At 33.6% G+C, this 22,254-nt stretch carries 19 protein-coding genes; 6 read left to right on the plus strand and 13 right to left on the minus strand.

The genetic code is table 11. From position 1 onward, the window contains the following. Positions 1-115: 115 nt before the first annotated feature. Complete coding sequence (locus tag EDD66_RS16505; RefSeq protein ID WP_123610695.1) at positions 116-1,909, minus strand: L-fucose isomerase; 1,794 nt, start codon at positions 1,907-1,909, stop codon at positions 116-118. A gap of 227 nt (positions 1,910-2,136) precedes the next feature. Here EDD66_RS16505 and EDD66_RS16510 point away from each other — a divergent pair, with 227 nt between their 5' ends. Beyond that, positions 2,137-3,090 carry an AraC family transcriptional regulator gene (locus EDD66_RS16510; protein ID WP_170164405.1) on the plus strand — a complete coding sequence of 318 codons (954 nt, stop codon included), beginning with the start codon at positions 2,137-2,139 and terminating at the stop codon, positions 3,088-3,090. A gap of 87 nt (positions 3,091-3,177) precedes the next feature. Here the strand turns inward: EDD66_RS16510 and EDD66_RS16515 are convergent, their stop codons facing one another. After that, positions 3,178-3,546 (minus strand): NifB/NifX family molybdenum-iron cluster-binding protein, encoded by a 369-nt coding sequence (locus EDD66_RS16515; protein ID WP_123610697.1) that lies wholly within the window; start codon positions 3,544-3,546, stop codon positions 3,178-3,180. 3 nt (positions 3,547-3,549) lie between these two features. Next, complete coding sequence (locus EDD66_RS16520) at positions 3,550-3,927, minus strand: ArsR/SmtB family transcription factor (RefSeq protein ID WP_123610698.1); 378 nt, start codon at positions 3,925-3,927, stop codon at positions 3,550-3,552. A gap of 262 nt (positions 3,928-4,189) precedes the next feature. On the opposite strand from EDD66_RS16520, the gene EDD66_RS16525 reads away from it, so the two are divergent. The 3 genes from EDD66_RS16525 (at position 4,190) to EDD66_RS16535 (ending at position 7,001) form a co-directional block, all read left to right on the plus strand. Continuing rightward, positions 4,190-4,414 carry a FeoA family protein gene (locus EDD66_RS16525; protein ID WP_330511411.1) on the plus strand — a complete coding sequence of 75 codons (225 nt, stop codon included), beginning with the start codon at positions 4,190-4,192 and terminating at the stop codon, positions 4,412-4,414. A gap of 189 nt (positions 4,415-4,603) precedes the next feature. After that, a complete protein-coding gene (gene feoB, locus EDD66_RS16530) occupies positions 4,604-6,724 on the plus strand; it encodes a ferrous iron transport protein B (RefSeq protein ID WP_123610700.1) in 2,121 nt (706 codons plus the stop codon). 73 nt (positions 6,725-6,797) lie between these two features. Then, a complete protein-coding gene (locus EDD66_RS16535; protein ID WP_123610701.1) occupies positions 6,798-7,001 on the plus strand; it encodes a hypothetical protein in 204 nt (67 codons plus the stop codon). A 16-nt stretch (positions 7,002-7,017) separates the two neighbouring features. Here EDD66_RS16535 and EDD66_RS16540 read toward each other — a convergent pair whose 3' ends face one another. From EDD66_RS16540 to EDD66_RS16550, 3 genes are all read right to left on the minus strand, one after another. Next, entirely contained in the window at positions 7,018-7,443 is a 426-nt protein-coding gene (locus EDD66_RS16540) for an acyl-CoA thioesterase (RefSeq protein ID WP_123610702.1), read from the minus strand. Positions 7,444-7,467: 24 nt separating this feature from the next. Then, positions 7,468-8,709: an MDR family MFS transporter gene (locus EDD66_RS16545; RefSeq protein WP_243115402.1), complete on the minus strand. Its 1,242-nt coding sequence runs from the start codon at positions 8,707-8,709 to the stop codon at positions 7,468-7,470. Between the two features lie 249 nt (positions 8,710-8,958). Further along, entirely contained in the window at positions 8,959-9,372 is a 414-nt protein-coding gene (locus EDD66_RS16550) for a hypothetical protein (RefSeq protein ID WP_123610704.1), read from the minus strand. A 183-nt stretch (positions 9,373-9,555) separates the two neighbouring features. Between EDD66_RS16550 and EDD66_RS16555 the strand changes: the two genes are divergently transcribed. Together EDD66_RS16555 and EDD66_RS16560 are read left to right on the plus strand one after the other, a co-directional pair. Beyond that, positions 9,556-10,860 carry a LysM peptidoglycan-binding domain-containing protein gene (locus EDD66_RS16555; protein ID WP_123610705.1) on the plus strand — a complete coding sequence of 435 codons (1,305 nt, stop codon included), beginning with the start codon at positions 9,556-9,558 and terminating at the stop codon, positions 10,858-10,860. 817 nt (positions 10,861-11,677) lie between these two features. Beyond that, positions 11,678-12,067, plus strand: a complete 390-nt coding sequence (locus EDD66_RS16560; RefSeq protein ID WP_123610706.1) for a hypothetical protein — start codon at positions 11,678-11,680, stop codon at positions 12,065-12,067. 449 nt (positions 12,068-12,516) lie between these two features. Here EDD66_RS16560 and EDD66_RS16565 read toward each other — a convergent pair whose 3' ends face one another. From EDD66_RS16565 to EDD66_RS16595, 7 genes are all read right to left on the minus strand, one after another. Further along, positions 12,517-13,104 carry a hypothetical protein gene (locus tag EDD66_RS16565; protein ID WP_243115403.1) on the minus strand — a complete coding sequence of 196 codons (588 nt, stop codon included), beginning with the start codon at positions 13,102-13,104 and terminating at the stop codon, positions 12,517-12,519. Positions 13,105-13,111: 7 nt separating this feature from the next. After that, positions 13,112-14,398, minus strand: a complete 1,287-nt coding sequence (locus EDD66_RS16570; protein WP_243115404.1) for a deoxyguanosinetriphosphate triphosphohydrolase family protein — start codon at positions 14,396-14,398, stop codon at positions 13,112-13,114. A gap of 681 nt (positions 14,399-15,079) precedes the next feature. Beyond that, positions 15,080-16,090: a GGGtGRT protein gene (locus tag EDD66_RS16575; RefSeq protein ID WP_123610708.1), complete on the minus strand. Its 1,011-nt coding sequence runs from the start codon at positions 16,088-16,090 to the stop codon at positions 15,080-15,082. A gap of 18 nt (positions 16,091-16,108) precedes the next feature. Then, positions 16,109-16,801 (minus strand): iron-sulfur cluster assembly scaffold protein, encoded by a 693-nt coding sequence (locus EDD66_RS16580; protein WP_123610709.1) that lies wholly within the window; start codon positions 16,799-16,801, stop codon positions 16,109-16,111. Positions 16,802-17,075: 274 nt separating this feature from the next. Next, complete coding sequence (locus tag EDD66_RS16585) at positions 17,076-17,759, minus strand: acyltransferase (protein WP_123610710.1); 684 nt, start codon at positions 17,757-17,759, stop codon at positions 17,076-17,078. Between the two features lie 119 nt (positions 17,760-17,878). After that, entirely contained in the window at positions 17,879-19,705 is a 1,827-nt protein-coding gene (gene glmS / locus EDD66_RS16590) for a glutamine--fructose-6-phosphate transaminase (isomerizing) (RefSeq protein ID WP_123610711.1), read from the minus strand. A gap of 312 nt (positions 19,706-20,017) precedes the next feature. Beyond that, entirely contained in the window at positions 20,018-22,045 is a 2,028-nt protein-coding gene (locus tag EDD66_RS16595) for a DNA topoisomerase (protein ID WP_123610712.1), read from the minus strand. Positions 22,046-22,254 lie beyond the last annotated feature (209 nt).

A 22,254-nucleotide genomic window follows, 5' to 3' on the forward strand; every position in this document is an offset into this window, starting at 1 on the left:
GATATAATCTTGTAAATAAATCGAGAACAGCCATAGCTTCACCGTCTGGTGTTACTATGGCCGTTCTTTATGGCCGTTTTTTTACAGCCCCTTTAATTATACTTATTTTTACTTATTATTTGTACATTGGTCCATAAGTCTGGCAAGCTCTATAATCAGAACCTTCTTTATCCATACCAAATGCATTCCATGCAGCTGGTCTGAAAATCTTTTCTTCTGGCACGTTATGCATACAAACTGGAATTCTAAGAATGGAGCATAAAGTAATCAGATCTGCACCAATGTGTCCGTAACTGATTGCACCATGGTTTGCGCCCCAGTTATTCATTACATCATAAGCTGTTTTGAATGCTCCGGCCCCTGTTGTTCTTGGAGCGAACCAGGTACATGGCCAAGTATAGTCTGTTCTCTTCCACAATTTATCTGAAACTTCATCTGGAAGGGCTACTGTATAGCCTTCTGCAATTTGAAGCACTGGTCCGATTCCTTTTACAAGATTTAAGCGGATCATTGTAACAGGCATTTCACTCTTAGTTAAGAATCTTGAAGAGTATCCGCCACCTCTAAAGTAACCTTGATCTGCCGGATTCCAGGTAGTTGCTTTTAAGCAGGCTTCCTGATCTGCCTCTGTCATTTCCCAGAATGGTTTGATGACTCCATTACCATTTGCATCTTTCACTTCTCCACATGCATCAATACATGCAGCACCAGAATTGATTAAGTGAATAAATCCACCTGACTCTTTTGCTTTTCCTTCCAGTTCATAACCAGTTGCTTTTTTCACAGCTTCCGGACTCCAGTATGTTCTAACATCAGCAAAGATTTGAGCAGTATTCGTTAATAATTTACTAAATAACATACCTACCCCATTTAGGGCATCATTTTCTGTTGCTAATATATATGGTTCTCTTGCACCTTCCCAGTCAAAAGAAGAATTAAGCATTGCTTCTGGGAAATCTGCATTAGGATAGAAATCAGTCCATTGTCTTTGTCCCTGGAAGCCTGCCGCAATTGCATTATGTCCAACCATTTCTTCCTCACGGCCTTCTGGAAGATTTGGATTGCCATTCATTAAATCTTTGATGATACACATCATCTTCACAACGAATTCCCAATCTGCATCTTTTTCTTCACGAGATTTCTGAGCATCTTCTGGATTCTTATCAAATCCTTCTGGACAGTATTTCTTAGTCCATGCAAGTGCTTTCTGGAACTCGGCTTCATCGTAGATGCCTTCTTCCATTCTACGAATTACTTCTACTTCGTCTACTGATTCAACTCTCATACCAAGGTATTCTTCAAAGAAACTTGGATCAATAATGGAACCTGCGATACCCATACAGATAGAGCCAATTTGTAAATAAGATTTGCCTTTCATAGTAGCTGCTGCAACGGCTGCTCTACCAAATCTTAAAAGTTTTTCTTGTACATCTTCTGGAATTGAAGTATCATCACCATTTTGAACATCATGTCCATAGATACCAAATGCAGGAAGACCTTTTTGTGCGTGACCTGCTAAAACTGCTGCAAGATAAACAGCTCCTGGTCTTTCTGTTCCATTAAAGCCCCATACACCTTTAATTGTCATTGGATCCATATCCATAGTTTCTGAACCATAACACCAACATGGAGTAACTGTTAAGGTAATATCTACTCCTTCTTTTCTGAACTTGTCTGCGCAGGCTGCTGCTTCAGCAACACGTCCAATTGTTGTATCTGCAATAACTACTTTTACAGGTTCTCCATTGGAATATCTCAAATTTTTAGTAAAAAGTTCTGCTGCTGCTTTTGCCATATTCATTGTCTGATCTTCCAGAGATTCTCTTACTTTAAGCATACCTCTACGTCCGTCTATTGTTGGTCTGATTCCGATTACAGGATAATCTCCAATTAATCTGCTCTTTGCCATTTTTATTACCTCCATTTTTATCATTGATAGATTTATACATTTTAAACAACAGTTTTATAAATTTCATCTGTATTATGTTCATATCATACAATAATTATCATGGAATTGCTCGCAAATTTATGTTACAATATGGACAATTTTTGTGATAATTGCTATAATCAATGAAAACAGACAAAATACTATGTAAATTGCTATTGCATTTTAATTTTAGAGGAAAGGAAATTTTTATGAGAGCTTTTCATGAAGTACGTAACTACGGTTCTGATTTTATGGTATGGAATTCCAATTACACTAATATTAGCTTTTTAGCACATTGGCATAAAGAGATAGAATTGATTTATATTCGGTCAGGCTCAGCCAGAATCAGTATAAATAATCATATATTTACTGCCTATGAAGGGGATCTGGTAATCTGCGATAGCGGAGATATCCATTACAGCGATTCCTATGAAATGGACAATTCCTTAGATTTTATTATATTTGATCCTGGTATTATAAGTTCATTATATAAAAATACCCACTTTATTCATCCCTTGATTACAAATAAACAATTAAAAGATTATGATCTGAAAGAAGGATTAGATAAATTGATCCAGACAGTAGGCAGAGAGCTTTTGGCAAAAGAGCCTTATTATCAGGATATCGTCAAAGCTGCTATCAGGGAATTTTGGTATCTGTTAAAGAGAAAAGTACCTCGTAATAATTCTGAACTGCAAAGTCAGAACAGACGCAATAATATGCTCTATGATCTACAACAATTATTGTCCTATATGGATGAACATTATTCAGATAATATTACCTTAGAATTTGCTGCCAATAAGATGAATTTTAGTGAGAGCCATTTTTCGAAAGTATTCAAAAAATTAACCGGCATTAATTTTGTTATTTATTTAAATTTAATCAGAGTAGAACAAGCAGCCAACCAGCTTCAGAATACTTCACATAAGATTACGGATATTGCATTGGATTGCGGTTTTAATAATATAAGAAATTTTAACCGGGTATTTAAAGAGATTACCGGATATACCCCAACGGAATTTTCTTCTCTCCCGGAACCAGATTCTTATAATTTAACTTATTACAGGAGAAAATCTACAGAGCAGCAATTTGTTGAGAATGATTCGATCACTGTTATTAAAAATAAAGTAAAAGAAGAAGATTCTATCCAAAGGAAAATTTAGACAATACTGTTTATCATAATAAAAAAGAGTGATTGCAAAATAATCTTATCTCTTATTTTGCAATCACTCCTTCTTTCTGCTCAAAGTCTAGTGGCTGCATTCATGATGCCCACAACTATCTTCTATGGAGATTTCAACCAAGTTATTCTGTTTGAATAATTCAACATTTTTTGACACTAAATCAATCTCTGCCTGATATGCTTTTATTCCTTGATCGTTTAGCTTCATTAATGCGCCTGCACCTATTCCTCCCACTAAAATGGCACTTACATTTTCCCCGCCCATGGCTTTGAGTGGCTGGCACATCCCATGGGAATGATTTAAATCTCTGTTCTCAATTACTTTCGAAGTTTCATTCTCCAAGTCATAGATCAAGAAAAATGGTGCCGTTCCAAAGTGCCCATAAGCAATACTGTTAAGACCCTTGTCCTCTTCAATAGGAATACATACTTTCATCTGTTATTCTCCTTTCAATTCTCTGTCTCTTTTACAACAGCTATTTCTATTTGATTTACATAATGCTCTACATTCATTTGGTATATCCATATCCATTTTACAATTCATTATTACTGGAGTTTGACTTATTTGTTCAATGAAATGAACTAAATCCCATAGGATATCCTTCTGCAATTCATAATGTATATAATATCCTCTTTTTACTCCTACAATAATTCCAGCTTCTTTTAGAACCTTTATGTGCTGAGATACCGCTGCTTCTGAAATCTGTATATGCTTTGCAATCCCTTTCCCACAGATTTTTCTATTCGCTAATATAATTAATATCTTTAATCTTGTCTCATCTCCAAGAGCTTTAAATATCTGAACGATTGATTCCATTCTATATCCTCTCATTCAATTAAGTATTTACTTAATTGAATTATATTATACGGCTTATTAATTGTCAAGAAAAATCTGGAATTAAAATTTCAGTAACTACCATTATATTCAGTAACACAAATTTACATGAATACATAATATAAATTATGTAAAAGTTAGCCCAGGTTAATATTTATAGATTAGTCTAAAATTTTAGTTAATCTAAAATTAAAAATATTACAGATTTGCAATTAACCGGCAACAATGTCTTGAAGAGGTGAATATGATGAGAAAATTATGTGAAGTTGAAATTGGTGCTATGGCTAAAGTAGAAAATATATTAGCCAAAGACATCTTGAAAGAAAGGTTACTGGCACTTGGATTAACAAAAGGTTCTTTCGTTGAAGTTCTCAGAAAAGGGCCAAAGGACAATCTGACCGTCTATAAAATAAGAGGAGCTATGATCGCTTTAAGAAAAGAAGAATCCTCCTTAATAAATGTGAATTAATATAAATAGGTAATTGCAAAACTATTAAGTTTCCTAAATTTATAAAACAATTACTACGAATTCCTCCGCTCCAACGCTCCTTCCGCTTAGCTTCCGCTCCGGAATTGTATTAATTGTTTCACAAATAAATATAATTTTAGAGTTTCGCAATTGTCTAAATTAATATAAATATCATAAGGAGACCGAAATATGGGATTAACTTATAATTCATCACAAAAAAGTTCACTCAAAGATACTTTTCATATTGAAAGAAACGAGGATCAACATGTAATTGCATTGGCCGGTAATCCTAACACCGGCAAGAGTACCGTTTTTAATTCCCTTACCGGACTGCATCAACATACTGGAAATTGGCCTGGAAAGACAGTAGTCAATGCCAGAGGTGAATTTACCAGCAATAAAAACGAATATATTTTAGTTGACCTGCCTGGGACATATTCTCTTTTTGCTTCTTCTGTAGAAGAAATTGTTGCCAGAGATTTTATATGTTTTGGCGATCCTGAATCAGTCATTGTTGTAGCAGATGCTACATGTCTGGAACGCAACCTTAATCTTGTGTTTCAGGTTATGGAACTGAGCAGCCGGGTAATACTATGTATTAATTTGATTGATGAAGCAAAGAAAAAAAATATAACCATAGATGAGAAAGGTATAGAGAAAGAACTGGGAATTCCTGTTGTACTAACTGCCGCAAGGAATGGTGTGGGCATAAATAATTTAAAACAAACATTAGACAAAGTAATCACACATGAAATTATCTGCAAACCAAAGCTTATAAAGTATAGTGAAGAAATTGAAGACAATGTAAATAAAATTGAAAATATAATAAAAGAAAAATTTCCACATTTAAATTCAAGATGGCTCGCCCTCAGATTCATCGATGGAGATGAAAGTATTTATAAATCCATGGAACAATATTTATTGCCAGAGGATATTTCATTCTTAAGATCAGTTCTGGAAAATATACATCCAGATCTCGATAAAGAAAAAATCAGGGAATTCATAACAGAAGAAAATTACAGAATTGCAGAATATATGAAGAAGACTTATGTAAAAGAAGATATAAAAAAATTGAATCGTGATCAGAAAATTGATAATATCATAACTTCCAAAAAATTTGGATTACCGATCATGCTGCTTCTCCTTGCGGCAACCTTCTGGATTACAATTCAAGGAGCAAATATACCTTCTGCCATGTTAAGTAATCTGCTGTTTGGTTTTCAGGATATACTTACGGAATGGTTTGAATATTTTAATGCTCCTTCGTGGCTGCATGGATTTTTAGTACTAGGTTTATATCGGACATTAGCTTGGGTCATTGCTGTGATGCTGCCTCCTATGGCTATTTTCTTTCCAATATTTACATTATTGGAAGATTTGGGATATCTGCCAAGGGTTGCCTTTAATATGGATCATATGTTTAAGAGAGCCTGTGCACATGGAAAGCAATGTCTTACCATGTGCATGGGATTTGGATGCAATGCTGCCGGTGTCATTGGCTGCCGGATTATTGAATCACCAAGAGAACGGCTAATTGCAATTATAACCAATAATTTTGTTCCATGCAACGGAAGATTTCCAACTCTGATTGCTATATCCACAGTGTTTTTGGCAGTTAGCTCCAATAAATATTTAAACAGTGTTACTCCTGCTCTTTTTGTTACATTACTTGTAGTAGCCGGTATCAGTATTACATTATTGGTTTCTTTTTTACTGTCTAAGACCTTGCTTAAAGGAATTCCCAGTACTTTTACTTTAGAATTACCACCTTATCGGAAACCTCAGATAGGAAGAATCCTTTATACCTCACTCTTAGATAGAACTATATTTGTCCTTGGCAGAGCAATATTAATTGCAGCGCCTGCTGGTGCATTCACATGGATTTTAGGGAATATTTATATAGAAGATCTAAGTATCATTGGCCATGTGTCCAGCTTCCTTAATCCTTTAGCAAGTTTAATCGGATTAGATGGATATATCTTAATGGCATTTATCTTAGGCCTTCCAGCAAATGAAATTGTTTTACCTGTGCTTTTAATGTCCTATTTATCTACAGGCACACTTACAGAATTTGAAAATATAGAATCCTTACGTCACACATTAGTTTCAAATGGATGGACCCACCTTACTGCGCTAAATACAATGCTCTTTAGTCTGCTTCACTGGCCATGTTCTACAACTCTATGGACAATCCGGAAAGAAACCGGAAGTATGAAATGGACATTTGCTTCCATGCTCATTCCAACTATAGTTGCTTTCATCGTATGTTTTATTACCACGTTGGTATTCCATCTTTTAGGTCTGAAATAAAAAAAGTAATAAACACACCTATGTATATTATTATCCGAAACACATATACTACCTCTTGACTGGAGGTGAATTTATGGACCCTGATCAACAAGTATTTCCATTTGATAACGTATTCCCTGCTTTTATCCCCGGCATTTTTAATTCAGTTCAAGATAGAGATGATTATCTGTCTTCTTTAGATTCTGATACCAGAGATTATGTATTAAAACATACGGATGAATTTAGTTCAAAAGCTGACCTTATGGAATGTGTAAGCAAATTACATGGTCAGGGCTGATTAGCCCTGACTATGTTTATGTTTCTAATCCTATTGCTTCTATAAATAAATTATAGTACCTTTCATTTTCCTTTTTTAGTGAGATCAGTCTTCCATCTTTATTAAGAAAGCAATGGGTGCTTTCTCCTGTTGCTTTTATCTCTTTGGTCACTGAATCTATTACTTTATAAGTCAGACTAAATTTTATTCCATTAAATTTATCTAACTTTGTAATAATATATACAGATTCACCAAATCTTACAGATGTTTTATAATCACACTTTACCGAGGTGACCGGACTTATATAACCATCCTTCTCAACCATATCATAAGATGCTCCGATCTGGTCCAGAAAATCAACTCTTGACTCTTCAAACCATCTAATATAATTGGAATGATGGACAACTCCCATCTGATCAGTTTCATAATATTGAACTTTATGTAAATATGCTTTTAGTTCCATTGAAAATATCTCTCCCTTTTTATCTTATATACTTTCTTCTAACTCTGCGACAGCTTTTTTCTTATTTCCAGAAATATGTATTCCATACATGCCTGCAATACCAATAATAGATAGTACAAATGTAAATAACCAAATGTATTCTAATCCAATTTCTTGAATAAATTTTCCTGCAATAGAAGTCCCCAGTGCTCCGCCTATGGCCCAGCTTAAAGAACCAACCGCATTAAATCTGGCTCTAAAATTACTTGGACTATTATCTGCTAAATGTACTCCAAAGTTTGTTACAACTAAGATCTCCCCTATGGTCCATATAATTGTTGAAAGTATAAATAGATAATAACTATGAACAAATCCAAGCATTCCAAAACCAACTGCATAGAATATACCGGCAATCATTATATTCAAAAGTGGTTTCAGCTTCTTGGTAAGGGAAGTTACAGCTACTGTACAGCACAGAACAGTTATTGCATTTACACTGATTAAAACTCCAAATTTACTTGCGCCGGTACTCCCAAAGGCTGCATTTGTTGTCAGTGGAAGTGAAAAACCATATTGTGTATAGACGAAACTATATATAATATATACTAATAAAAATAAAGCTATTTGAGGCCGCTTTAGTAGAGCCGTTATAATATTTCCCTTTTCTTCCTGCTCCATCTCCGTATATGCAGTATTCTTTAATTGTTCTGGATTCATCTCTTTTATATTTTTCCAAATTAAAAATAATGCTAAAAATGAAGTTATTGCATCTCCAATAAATAGTAAAGGTAAAAAGTTATTAAATAAAAAACCTGCTACAATGGGACCCAGGGCTACTCCAACATTGATCCCAAGATAATTTAGTGAAAATCCCTGCTGTCTTTGATGGGGCGGTAGAATGTCTGTAATTATGGCATTCATTGGTGGTCTTACTGCCCCATGGAAAAATGTAGATATCAAAAGAAATATAACAATAAGTATAGGATTTTTTAAGAAAGCACAAGGCACTAAAGATAGGGCTGCTCCACCCTGAGCAATCAAATAAGTCTTTTTTCTTCCTATCTCGTCTGCAAATTTCCCTCCAAGAATAGAAGATGGAATGGCTAGCAAAGAGGTTACTGTAACAATGATTCCTGCAACTTCAAAAGATAAACCTATTTTAATCGTAAGATACATTGTCAGAAAAGGCATGACAAAATCACCGAATCTGTTAATTACTGTAGCTAGAAACATAATATACATATTTCTTGGAAGTCCCCTATAAGTGTCTAAAAATTTTAGCTTCAAAGTAATCATCCTTTTCTTATTTTTTCTATACTTAAATGTTATTTTTTACTATTTATCTAGGTATATGTTTAGTTATTTTAAAGATTCGTGGTGTATTTGTCAACCATTAATTTACTAAAGAAAAGGAATGAGCTCCATTCAATACAGAACCCATTCCTCTAAAACCACTTAATTATAAAGTATCCAACCTTTTAGCCTCACTTCAGGTACACAATACCTAGCCTCTTATAATTCTTATAGATTTCTGTCCTATCTAAAACATCTAAAGAAAAGAATTCTTCTTAGATTAATTCTATCATAAACCCATCTTCCATTTCTCCAGCGGAATCCTTCCACTTGCTGTCTTCTGATAAAGGTAGGATAGAACCAGAAATTACTTCCATTAATTAGCCATATATAAGTGAACTGGTTTAAGCAGCGGCGCATGCCTCTAAACTGATTACCGCCGGGACCTCTGAATGGTTCTGCAGAATCAAAATCTCCGGAAAACGGTTGTGCTCCTGTCCTTGGCGTATCCGGAACAAATCGAGGCGGTGCAGAAGGCGGCTCCCCTCTAAAATCAGGAATATCAAATGTATCCTCCGGTCTCCTTCGATCAAATTGTTGATTATGGACAGTATAAGTTTGATCTATATCATCGTGATTGAAATTATTATTATCCAATCTCTCCATTCCTCTCTAAATATTATTTACATAATATATTATGAAAAGAATGTTAAAAAGTGAAAGAGCAAATAAGAACAGATTGGTATATTTTATTCAAAAATTTTAGTTTTATTAACAAAAGAGGTAATTTCATTCCTGTAAATCATATATTTAATATAAGCAAATATTCCGAGGTAATTTATGGACATCTATGTTGTTCAACCAGGAGATACTATATATTCCATTGCTGATCAATATGACATTCCTTTTACTAAATTAGTACAAGAAAATGGTCTTATTAATCCCTTTGATTTAGTAACTGGCCAAACAATAGTTATAACATATCCAGCCCAGACTCATGTAGTTCAGGAGGGGGATACATTAACAAGTATTATAGATGAATATGGTATTACTCTAATGCAATTATTAAGAAATAATGCCTTCTTAGCTGACAGGACATTCTTATATCCTGGTGAAACATTAATCATAAGATATAATACAAGTGGATCAATATCGACAAATGGTTATGCTTATCCTTATATAAGCCAGGATACATTAAAAAAAACTTTGCCCAGTCTAACTTATCTTTCAATATTCAATTACAGGTTAACCGAGGAAGGTGAAATAATTGCCTATGGGGAAGATGCTGAAATTATAGAATTATCAAAATACTATGGTGTTGTACCATTGTTGATGATATCTACATTAACACCTACAGGTGAGTTAATCCCTGAAATTATCTATGAGATATTATTAAATGAAGAATTTCAGGATCAACTTTTAAATAATATCATTGATATATTAAAATCCACAGGATATATGGGTATGAATGTTCTATTCAGCAATTTAAATCAGACTACTCAAGATCTTTATATAAATTTTTTAGCAAAAACATCTGCTCGTTTTAATACTGAAGGATTATTTCTTTTCATTACAATAAACCCCAATATAGAATATGTGGATAATGAAATATCATATGAGGAGATAAATTATTCAGGTATTAGCCAGATGGTAAATGGCATAATGTTTTTACAATATGAATGGGGTATCAACTACGATCCTCCGGCTCCAGTAAGTTCTATCGCTTTATTAAGGAATTTTATAAATTATGTGGTAGCAACAACACCTTCCGATAAACTTTTTGTAGGAAAACCTCTGATAGGCTACGATTGGGAACTACCCTATATTCCAAACAGATCAACTGCTCATGCCATTACTTTAGATTCAGCCATAGCTTTAGCACGTGATGTAGGAGTAGCAATACAATTTGATGAAACTTCTCAGACACCGTTTTTTCGGTATAATGTTTCTTTTGTTGGTGCCCCTATAGAGCATATCGTCTGGTTCATCGATGCCAGAAGTATTAATGCCCTGGATGATTTAATCGACGAATATGATTTAGCCGGTTCAGGTGTCTGGAATATTATGATTTACTATCAGCAATTATGGACTATGATTAATTCAAGCTATGAAATTACAAAAGTGATACCGGACAGTATTGGATAATATCTTAGAGCCTATTTATATAATTTTATTTGTCAAAAAGGATCATATAACAACAAAGTTATATGATTCTTTCATTTTAAGAAGGAACCGGATTTTTATTTATTATCTATTCTTTTAAAAAGAGACAAAACAACTGCTGATATAATCATTATCATGGTTTCTTCAATCATATCAAATATGCGCTGCAATGCCCTTTTTAATAAATTATACATATTGTTTTCTCCTATGAATAATATTTGTCTTTATTATTTACAGGAGAACATTACCTTATACAGTTCTTTCACTAATAGCTGTTAATATAATCCTGTACCTATTTTACTTTTGGCTAGATGGTCCCACATATTATTATACCTCTCTTTTTACTTTAAACATTTCCACTATACTCCATAATCTTCCATTCCAACAATAATTTATACATATTATAAGATAAATTGACACATTATAACTTTAATCTGCATATTATAATTATGGATATAAGTTTCCAATTATAAAATGTAAGGAGTGAATCGTATGGGATTTTGTTGTTGTGGACGCCGTCGCAGACGTCGCAGACGTAGATGGAATATCTGTTAAATAATCTCAAAACATACTCTATGTGATTATTTAATATTAATTGTCCACTGCACCAAAACTATTTTCAATTGTTGATGTAGTGGACAAATATTATCAGCATGGCACTTTTAATATCAATAGAAATGCCCACCAATGTATGATCCATTGGTGGGCATTTCTATACATTTCAAAGCAGAATATTGAAATCAGGATATAAAACATGGTACTATGAAAAGAAAAAAGTATATTGAAAGGACATCATATTATGGATACGAATTTAGAGCAATTAATAATTGATAAGGTAAATGAGTTGCAGGATGCTATTGAAAAAGTAAATAAGATTGAAAGAAAAGTAAGTTTTTTATACAAAGAAATGCTTAAAACAAAGCTCAATGAAGAACTAAGAAAAGCAAATGTGAAAGGTCTGTTATCTGTTTGGGCAGATCTGGATGATGATAATTTCTACAGAATAAGTCCAGTTGTTGAAAGCAGGTTCAATAAAGATAGTGAAGATAAATTTGACGACGTAATAACAAATATATTAGGTAACTATGCAATGAATATTGAAGTAAATGAAGATGATATTTACAACTTAGAAAAGATATATGATAGTAAAGATAGAAAATCAGCAGATCATTTAGGCATAATAAGATAAAGTGAAATGATAACTATATCTATGACTATTAAAACTTAAATTTAAAACCCGATATTTAATTTCTATAATGATAAAAAGAAATTTCTGTACATATTTATATTGGTAAAAATTAATACAAGCCCCAAGGATTGCTCCAAGGGGCTGTGCTTTTAGATATTATTCTCTTACTCTTATATAAACCTGTCCGATTTCATTACCTTCTTCATCAGTTGCTGTAATTATTGTTAATCCTTTACTTACTGCTGTTACTTTTCAAGATTTTTTATATTTTCTTTAATAAGAGCAAATACACGACTCCTTTTGCAACTGCGTTATCAAATTCTTTTTCTGTAAAGCTTACTCCATTTTCATCTGTAGATCCATATCTTCCAATAATTGAATCAAATAAGAGATTTTATTATTATATTGTATTATCTAGAAAAACACCCCGAAGGATGCTTTAAATACTTTTACACTGTTCTTGCTTCATAAAAAACTAAATATTTCTTTCCAACAGAATTCTTTTTTCTATCACAATTAAAAGCAAAGCTCCATTCAAGCAATATACTTTTACCTTCAGTTAAATAATCTCTGAACATATGTCTAATTTTAGGAATCTGCTTCAATATCTCATTTAGTTCTTCTTGTGCAAGAAAACTCACATTACCGTCATAGTTTGTTTCTCTATCATTTATTCTAATCGTCACATCCCTGTCTGAATAAGTGACTAAATTCCATAGATCATTCTTTACAGCCTCAATAACAATATTATCATTATAGACATTAAGCGTCCCGCTTTTTTCAGCTACGAAATATGGATAATAAACAACAATACCGTTATCGGATAACTCATTTACCATTTTTTCGGCAAATATCATTGAAGTTTGTGCATCTTCACCCACAGACCGGGGAAGGTTTAAATCATCACCTTTTAATACTGCAGTTCTTATAGTCCATAGTATAGAATCATCCAATTTAGTTCCGTGTTTAAATTCTTTCCATGGTATTGTTGGTATATTTGACTGTTGCAATTCAAAAAAACCCATTAATTTATTCATAAAAACCTCAGCTTTCTAATTTAGTAAACTTTTTATGTGCTGAAATAGCATATGTATCCATCATACCAGCGATATAATCACAAATCAACCTTTCCTGTAATTCATTTTCACTAGTTGTATTTTCAAATTGCTCCTTATATTGTTTAAGTATATATTTTGCTCTATACTCTGGAGGTAAATACATTGGATTTTTTCTATAAATTTCAACCAAGTCTTCTATAATTTTATTTCCATTCTGTTCATAAGAAAATACCTCATCATTATGATTAATGCATCTAAATGTAATATCCTTCAGTCCATCAGCGATATTAGAGTAATTAATAAACGTAAGTTCTTTATCCCATAATGTGCCAGTACGTTCAGCGAACTCCTTATCTACCTCTCTAAGCCCAATATCATGTATTAATAAATTTATTATTTTTGATGATAATTCTTGTCTAAATAGCTTTGTATACTCTGATGAATCAATACCATTATAATTTTCAATATCGCGACATTCATCAACTGTTTCTTTTAATATTTTATATGATTCTGCATCATATTTACCGTGAAAATCTTGTAATATTTCATCTATAGTAAAACACTTTAATCTAAGTCCATCTTCCAAATCATGTGCAGCATACGCAATTTCATCCGCTAAATCAACAATTTGCACATCCAATGTACGCACTTTAAGACTATTTTCAGAAATGAACTTATTTAATATTTCGTAATCATCATCATAAATAAATTTTTGTTTAGTATTGCTAAGTGTCTTATCATATTTTTTAAAATATTTTACTACACTAAGTAAAGTTCTATATGTAAGATTTAAGCCTTGAAACTCAGATTTCTTTTTTTCGATATTGGTTAGAATCCTTAGTGTTTGTGCATTCCCTTCAAATCCTCCAATATCTGAAAATAATTCATTTAATTTTGTTTCCCCCGCATGACCAAATGGAGGATTTCCTAAATCATGCGCTAATGCACCTGCTTCCACTACATAACTTTCTGATTTGTCATAATTAATTTCAAATGCAATTGATCTTGCAATCTGTGAGACTTCTAAGCTATGGGTTAATCTATTCCTAAAAAATTGATCTTCTCGAATTCCAAGTAGTTGCATCTTGCCTTGAAGTCTTCTAAACGACGATGAATACATGATTCTCGAAAAATCTCGTTGGAAAGGACCCTCCGGTCTAAATCTCGTTTTCTCATTATTTTTATATCCTGATAAAGGATCAACGTTTAAAGGATTTTTGTATATTCTACTTATTTCCGAAGCTTGTTCTCGTAAATAATCTTTAGATTCCATCATATGTCCCCCATTTTCACTCTATTTTCCCCATTATATACCATAATTTTATAATATACAATAATAAAAACTATAGGGAAATAATGTGTTAAGGTGATTTTCCGTCAATGGAGAATCAATCACAAGGCTTTTACACCTGGAAACCACAGGAGGGAACTGTTCAAATTTCCATAATATAATTTTATCATGGATATTCGTACAAATTTGTATTTAGCAAACCTATTGGCTTTATATCTCCCATCAAATTACCTTATATATAGAAGGAGATGATGCAATGGACTTTATTAATAATTTGACCTGGTAGCTTAAGGAATTGACAATAATTTTCTTTTTCTCTTAATGTCATTAGTAATGTTAGTATTCCTAATATACATTACTATCAAATATTTACTCAACCTTAGATATTAATGCATTTGAGATGATTATAAGTCATCCCTTTCTTCTCTAAATACTTAGATATATTTCTTGAAATAACCCTGAGATCCATATGACTTTTTCAGAAAACTACGAAAAGATACACTCATATAAATCTAGAACAATTTCTTAAAGTGGAAATCCTAAAAATAAAATAGCAGGCATACCCAAAGATATACCTGCTAAAAATCTGTCCATTATTTGTCCATTACGAACACATTTTAATGGATACTTATACATTCTAAAACAGCGATTTTACGCCACTTCTTAGAACTTACCAGCTTCAGCAGCTTCCTGAATACTTACTGCAACTGCAACGGTAGCACCAACCATAGGGTTGTTACCCATACCAATAAGACCCATCATCTCAACGTGAGCCGGAACAGAAGAAGAACCAGCAAATTGAGCATCTGAGTGCATTCTTCCCATAGTGTCAGTCATACCATAAGAAGCTGGCCCAGCTGCCATGTTATCTGGGTGAAGTGTTCTACCTGTACCACCACCGGAAGCAACTGAGAAATATTTCTTTCCTAATAAAGAACATTCTTTTTTGTATGTACCTGCAACTGGATGTTGGAATCTAGTAGGATTAGTTGAGTTACCTGTAATAGATACATCAACACCTTCTCTATGCATGATTGCTACACCTTCAGTAACATCATTGGCACCATAGCAGTTAACTTCTGCTCTTGGTCCTTTTGAATATGCTTTTCTAAATACTTCTTTTACTTCACCTGTATAGTAATCCATTTGAGTCTCAACAAATGTAAAACCATTGATTCTGGAGATGATCTGAGCAGCATCTTTTCCCAGACCATTTAAGATAACTCGAAGTGGTTTTTTACGAACTTTGTTTGCTGACATCGCAATACCGATTGCACCTTCAGCAGCTGCAAATGATTCATGACCAGCTAAAAATGCGAAACATTCTGTTTCTTCTTCAAGTAACATCTTACCAAGATTTCCATGACCAATACCAACTTTTCTTTGATCAGCAACTGATCCTGGAATACAGAAAGCCTGAAGACCTTCACCGATTGCTGCCGCAGCATCAGCTGCTTTCTTACATCCTTTTTTGATTGCAATTGCAGCACCTACTAAGTAAGCCCAGCTGGCATTTTCAAAACAGATTGGTTGAATACCTTTTACCTGGTTATATACATCAAGTCCAGCATCTTTTGTTATCTTCTCAGCCTCTTCAATAGAAGCAATTCCATAACTGTTAAGTACTGCATTAATTTGATTTATTCTTCTTTCATATGATTCAAATAAAGCCATTTTAAGTTTCCTCCTTTACTACTCTTCTCTAGGGTCAATTATTTTAACAGCATCAGCAACACGGCCATATTGACCTTTTGATTTTTCTAAAGCTGTGTTTGCATCATCACCTTTTTTGATGAAATCCATCATCTTACCAAAGCTTACGAATTGGTATCCGATGATTTGATCATCTTCGTCAAGAGCGATTCCTGTTACATAACCTTCAGCCATTTCAAGGTAACGAGGACCTTTTTTAAGAGTACCATACATTGTACCAACCTGACTTCTTAAGCCTTTACCTAAATCTTCAAGTCCGGCACCAATTGGAAGACCATCTTCAGAAAAAGCACTTTGAGTTCTTCCATAAACAATTTGTAAGAATAATTCTCTCATCGCTGTATTAATAGCATCACAAACTAAATCTGTATTTAAAGCTTCAAGTACGGTTCTTCCTGGGAGGATTTCAGATGCCATCGCTGCTGAGTGAGTCATACCAGAACATCCAACTGTTTCTACTAATGCTTCTTGGATGATACCTTCTTTTACGTTAAGTGTTAATTTACATGTACCTTGTTGTGGTGCACACCAGCCAACACCATGTGTTAATCCAGAGATATCTTTGACCTCTTTTGCTTGTACCCACTTTGCTTCTTCTGGAATTGGAGCAGCTCCGTGGTTAACACCTTGTGCAATTGGACACATTTTTTCTACTTCATGTGAATAAATCATGTTGAGACTCCTTTCAATTTACATATGTAATAATTCTTTTGGTCGTGCTCTGCTAATCTGTTATATTTTTAACATCACACATCTGCTTATTCTCTCATAAAACTACAAATTAGTCTATAGTTTCATTAAAAAATATGCAAAATTTCATTATAGTCCAGCCCTGGAGAATGCAGTATACAAATTGCATATGAGTGCTTGCACACTAAGAGCAGTTCGTATACTGCTTTCTATATGGCATTCTGCCTAAACGAGATGCAGGGCCGTAAAATCAAGCTTATGGCTGAACTGTAACAATTTTATTAGTAATGTCACCCATTTTCTTATAAATACTATCTGATGGTATAAAACCTCTCACCATAGATAATGGATAGATATTAGATGACTTTCCAATAATCGTACCTGGATTTAGGACACTATTGCAGCCGATTTCAACATTGTCGCCAACCATAGCCCCCATTTTAATTAAACCTGTTTCAACTTTTTCATCATTATAAGAAACAGCAACCAAAGACCTGTCTGATTTTATATTAGATGTGATGGAACCAGCTCCCATATGAGCTTTATATCCCAGAATAGAATCCCCCACATAATTATAGTGTGGAACTTGTACCTTATTAAACAGGATTACATTTTTAAGTTCTGTTGAATTACCAACAACGCATCCCTCACCAACAATTACTTTTCCCCGGATAAATGCACAGTGGCGAACTTCTGCATTTTTTCCGATAATAGCAGGTCCTGTGATACTTACAGTCGGTGCAACCTTCGCTGACTTTGCAATCCAAATATTATCTCCTTGTTTTTCATATTCTTCCGGTGATAATGTTTCGCCTAATGTGAGGATAAAATTGCCTATTTTTGAAAGAACTTCCCATGGATATGTAGCATCTTTAAAGATATCCACGGCGATTGTTTCATCTAAATTGTATAAACTACGAATCATAAGTTGGTCATACATTGCTTCTCCTCCTAAATTTATTAAATCATTCCCAAAGATCATGCTCCGGGGCTGTGAACAAAACCTTACCCCCGCTTTTATAAAAGCGAGGGTCATTAGTCAAGTATAAACATGAACTTCTATTCTACCGTAACCGATTTTGCAAGATTTCTTGGTTTGTCTACATCACAGCCCTTTCCTACAGATACATAATAAGAAAGTAATTGTAATGGAATAACTGCCAATGATGTTGTAAAATATTTATTCGTTTTTGGAATTAAGATAACAAATTCACCAACTTTATTTGCTTCTTGATTATCATCGTTGGTGATTAACATTATAAACGCACCTCTTGTCTGAACTTCAACAATATTGCTCATTGTCTTCTTATATAGTTCTTCCTGTGTTAAAAGTGCTGTAACTAATGTTCCTTCCTCAATTAATGAAATCGTACCATGTTTTAATTCACCCGCAGGATATGCTTCCGAATGGATGTATGAGATTTCTTTTAATTTAAGAGAGCCTTCAAGGGCTGTTGCATAATCAATACCCCGGCCAATAAAGAAGATATCTTTCGCAGCAACATATTGAGATGCAAAATATTGAATCTGTTCAACATCATCCAACAAACTTTGGATCTGTTCCGGCAATTTTATTAAGTCCTCGATTAAACCTTGTAATTCTTCTTTTGCTATTTTACCTTTTACATCTGCAAAATACATAGCTAACATATAAAGTGCCACAAGTTGAGTACTATAAGCTTTTGTCGTTGCCACTGCAATTTCAGGTCCTGCCCATGTATACATTACATTGTCAGATTCCCTGGCAATTGAACTGCCAACTACATTTACTATTCCTAATACTTTAACTCCTTGTTTCTTTGCTTCCCTAAGGGCTGCCAGGGAATCTGCTGTTTCACCTGACTGACTTATGATGACTACTAAGGTACCCTCTTCTAAAATAGGATTACGATATCTAAATTCAGAAGCCAGATCAACTTCAACAGGAATTCTTGATAGTCCTTCAATAACATACTTTGCAGAAATACCTACATGGTAAGCAGAACCGCAGGCAACAATATAAATTTTCTTAAGTGATTTAATATCTTCATCACTCATTCCTAATTCTTCAATAGTTAATCGGCCATCTTTAATTCTGGGACTGATAGTATCTTTTACTGCTTTTGGCTGTTCGTGGATCTCTTTTAACATGAAATGTGTATATCCGCCTTTTTCAGCAGCACTAATATCCCAATTAATTGATGTTGTTTCTTTTTTGATCTCTTCTAAATCCATATTATAGAAAGTAATATGGTCTCTGGTTAATTTAACAATTTCTTCATTCTCGATGAAATAAACATCTCTTGAATATTTTAAAATAGCAGGTACGTCAGAAGCAATGAACTTACCATTTTGTGATTCACCAACAATAAGAGGACTATCTTTACGTACAGCATAGAATTCATCACTATAATCTTTGAAAATCATACCAAGAGCATAAGATCCTTCTAATTTTGTTAAAACTTTTTCTATCGTTTCAAGTGGATTCCCATTGTAATAGTAATCCAAAAGAAGTGCTACTACTTCTGTATCTGTCTCTGATTTAAATTCATATCCCTTTGACTGGAGTTGTTTTTTGATTTTTACATAGTTCTCTATAATTCCATTATGTACAACAACAATAGATTCATCTGCGTTGAAATGTGGATGTGCATTTGTATCTGATGGAATTCCATGAGTTGCCCATCTTGTATGCCCGATTCCAAGGGTCCCATTCAGATTTGTTCCTTCATTCGTAAGGTCGCTTAAATTTTTAAGTCTTCCTCTTGTTTTTGCAATATTGATATTCTTTCCATCAAAAACTGCTAATCCCGCTGAATCATAACCGCGATATTCTAATTTAGATAATCCATCTAATAGAATAGGTGCAGCCTGCTCTCCTCCTATGTATCCAACAATTCCACACATATAATATCCTCCTTGCATTTACATCTAGTAAGTTATTTTGCTGTTTTATTTATTTGACTATTTCATCTGATAAAACTTTGTTAATAATTATTCAAAATTCAATTCATTCTATCATGTTTTATTCTGTTTGTCATTATTAAATCACTTAATATTATTCCAATATTACACAATATAATATATTTAAAATAAGTCTTATTGTGATAGGAATAAGTGTGAAACAGAAATATTTTTACACTTTTGACTTGTAACAAATAAAATCAAGTTTCCTTGATTTCATTTGTTTTAAAATACAAAATATATATTCATTTTCATTTATTTATAAAACAATGCTGCCTCATTAAATATTTTTAATAACTGGTTCTGATTATTTAAATTTTTAACTCCATTTGTCATACGGCTCACAAAACCTTCTAACTTCTCACTGTATTCCTTCATGGATATTTCTCCGTCTGCAACATAAGTTAAGCCTTTTTCCCAGCTGGCTGTCAGCTCTGGGTTTAACAAGGAGCGGATTGAAGCATTTACAACATCAAAAATCACTTCACCTAATTGTGTCGGTGTGATGATCTGTGTTTTTTTATTTAAATTCAGATATGTGATCTTAACCAGTTTATTAAGAATTTCTGCTCTTGTTGCACTTGTTCCAATACCACTGCCTTTAATCTGAGCCCGGAGCTCATCGTCTTCAATTAACTGTCCTGCATTCTCCATAGCAAGAATTAAAGAACCTGAATTATAACGTTTCGGTGGTGAAGTCTCTCCTTCTTTGATCGCAAGATTATTTACAGGTAAACTCATACCCTTTTTAAGATTCTTTATAATATCAATAAGAGAGGTGTCAAATTTCATATCCTCCGATTCCTCTCCCCCTGAATTCTCATCATTTTCCGAGACTGCATCCTTATTTCTTTTATCAAAGGAATTTGTGACAACTTTTAAATAGCCTTGATTTATTAATACCTTAAAATTGGAGAAAAAACTTTCCTTTTCTATTTTTGATATAAGGCTGATCTTCTGATATTCTGCCGGCGGATAGAATATACTAAGAAACCTCCTTACAATGATTTCATAGATTTTGACACTTGTGGAATTCAAAGAGTTCAATGCGCTAAGTCCCTGTCCTGTGGGAATAATGGCATAATGGTCCGTAATCTGCTTATCATTCACATATCTGGTACTGGAAATATTCTTATAGGAGCCATTTGATAAAATTTCATTTGCATATTCCTGCCCATATTGATAATTCTTAAGGCCACCAATATTCTTATGTATCTCTTTTGCAACAGCAGTTGACAAAACCCTTGCGTCTGTTCTGGGGTAAGTTACTAATTTCTTTTCATAAAGTTCCTGAACTCTTTTTAAAGTGTCATCGGGACTGATTTTAAATATTCTGGAGCATTCATTTTGTAATTCTGCAAGATTATATAAAAGGGGCGGATTCTTCTTCTCTTTCTTCTTCTCAATTTGTTCGATCACTGCCTGAATCGGTTGATTTACACTTATTTCATCTATTAATATTTCTGCTGATTTCTTCTCTTTAAAGCCATTCTCTTTATAAAGTAAATGGGAATTAAAATATTTAGATCCTTCTACTGCCCGCCATTCTCCTTCAAATTCTTTCCCTGATGCATCTATTGATGCCAGTACCCGGTAAAAAGGAGTTTTTACAAAAGCTCTGATTTCTCTTTCTCTTCGAACCACCATGCCAAGGACGCATGTCATGACACGTCCTACAGAAATAGCCGACCATTTTCCCGTATTTAAATAATTTGTTACGGTTTGTCCATATTTTAATGTTAGGATCCTGGAAAAATTAATCCCCATTAAATAATCTTCCTGGGCACGCAAATAAGCGGAGCCTGCTAAATTATCATACGCTGATAGCGGCTTCGCTTCTTTGATTCCTCTTAAAATTTCTTCTTCCGTCTGGGAATCAATCCAGACTCTTCGTTTTTCCTTATTCTTATCAACCTGAGCTAATTGATCAACAAGACGATATATGTACTCTCCTTCCCGTCCGGAGTCAGTACAGACATATATTGCTGTAACATCTTTTCGGTTTAACAGTCCTTTTACAATATTAAATTGCTTACTAACATTTGGAATGACCTCATATAAGAATTCTTTTGGAAGAAATGGAAGTGTTTCAATTGACCATTTTTTCAGTTTAGTATCATAAGCCTCCGGATAACTCATGGTTACAAGATGACCTACACACCAGGTAATGATGGTATCCTCTGCTTCTATATACCCATCATTCTTTCTTCCATTAATTTTTAAGGCTTTTGCAAATTCGTTAGCTACACTTGGTTTTTCTGATATGAATAACCTTTTTGACATAATTTGTCCTCACTCTTTATTTCCATCTTTCCTAATTCTCATTCTCTCTGAAAATATAAATACTCTTGCAAACATTCTCTTATTTATGTACTTATACAATAAATGCAAAGCATTTATTGTCCCATAATCAATAATTTACTCTTGCGAACATTCTCTTATTTATGTACTTATACAATAAATGCAAAGCATTTATTGTCCCATAATCAATT

Origin of the sequence: Mobilisporobacter senegalensis (genome assembly GCF_003752155.1) — a bacterium.
Lineage (GTDB): Bacteria > Bacillota > Clostridia > Lachnospirales > Lachnospiraceae > Mobilisporobacter > Mobilisporobacter senegalensis.

Coding starts and splice junctions, on each gene's coding strand:
- EDD66_RS16505 (WP_123610695.1), bottom strand. CDS start 1,909: ATGGCAAAGAGCAGATTAATTGGAGATTATCCTGTAATCGGAATCAGA.
- EDD66_RS16510 (WP_170164405.1), top strand. CDS start 2,137: ATGAGAGCTTTTCATGAAGTACGTAACTACGGTTCTGATTTTATGGTA.
- EDD66_RS16515 (WP_123610697.1), bottom strand. CDS start 3,546: ATGAAAGTATGTATTCCTATTGAAGAGGACAAGGGTCTTAACAGTATT.
- EDD66_RS16520 (WP_123610698.1), bottom strand. CDS start 3,927: ATGGAATCAATCGTTCAGATATTTAAAGCTCTTGGAGATGAGACAAGA.
- EDD66_RS16525 (WP_330511411.1), top strand. CDS start 4,190: ATGATGAGAAAATTATGTGAAGTTGAAATTGGTGCTATGGCTAAAGTA.
- feoB (WP_123610700.1), top strand. CDS start 4,604: ATGGGATTAACTTATAATTCATCACAAAAAAGTTCACTCAAAGATACT.
- EDD66_RS16535 (WP_123610701.1), top strand. CDS start 6,798: ATGGACCCTGATCAACAAGTATTTCCATTTGATAACGTATTCCCTGCT.
- EDD66_RS16540 (WP_123610702.1), bottom strand. CDS start 7,443: ATGGAACTAAAAGCATATTTACATAAAGTTCAATATTATGAAACTGAT.
- EDD66_RS16555 (WP_123610705.1), top strand. CDS start 9,556: ATGGACATCTATGTTGTTCAACCAGGAGATACTATATATTCCATTGCT.
- EDD66_RS16560 (WP_123610706.1), top strand. CDS start 11,678: ATGGATACGAATTTAGAGCAATTAATAATTGATAAGGTAAATGAGTTG.
- EDD66_RS16565 (WP_243115403.1), bottom strand. CDS start 13,104: ATGAATAAATTAATGGGTTTTTTTGAATTGCAACAGTCAAATATACCA.
- EDD66_RS16570 (WP_243115404.1), bottom strand. CDS start 14,398: ATGGAATCTAAAGATTATTTACGAGAACAAGCTTCGGAAATAAGTAGA.
- EDD66_RS16575 (WP_123610708.1), bottom strand. CDS start 16,090: ATGGCTTTATTTGAATCATATGAAAGAAGAATAAATCAAATTAATGCA.
- EDD66_RS16580 (WP_123610709.1), bottom strand. CDS start 16,801: ATGATTTATTCACATGAAGTAGAAAAAATGTGTCCAATTGCACAAGGT.
- EDD66_RS16585 (WP_123610710.1), bottom strand. CDS start 17,759: ATGTATGACCAACTTATGATTCGTAGTTTATACAATTTAGATGAAACA.
- glmS (WP_123610711.1), bottom strand. CDS start 19,705: ATGTGTGGAATTGTTGGATACATAGGAGGAGAGCAGGCTGCACCTATT.
- EDD66_RS16595 (WP_123610712.1), bottom strand. CDS start 22,045: ATGTCAAAAAGGTTATTCATATCAGAAAAACCAAGTGTAGCTAACGAA.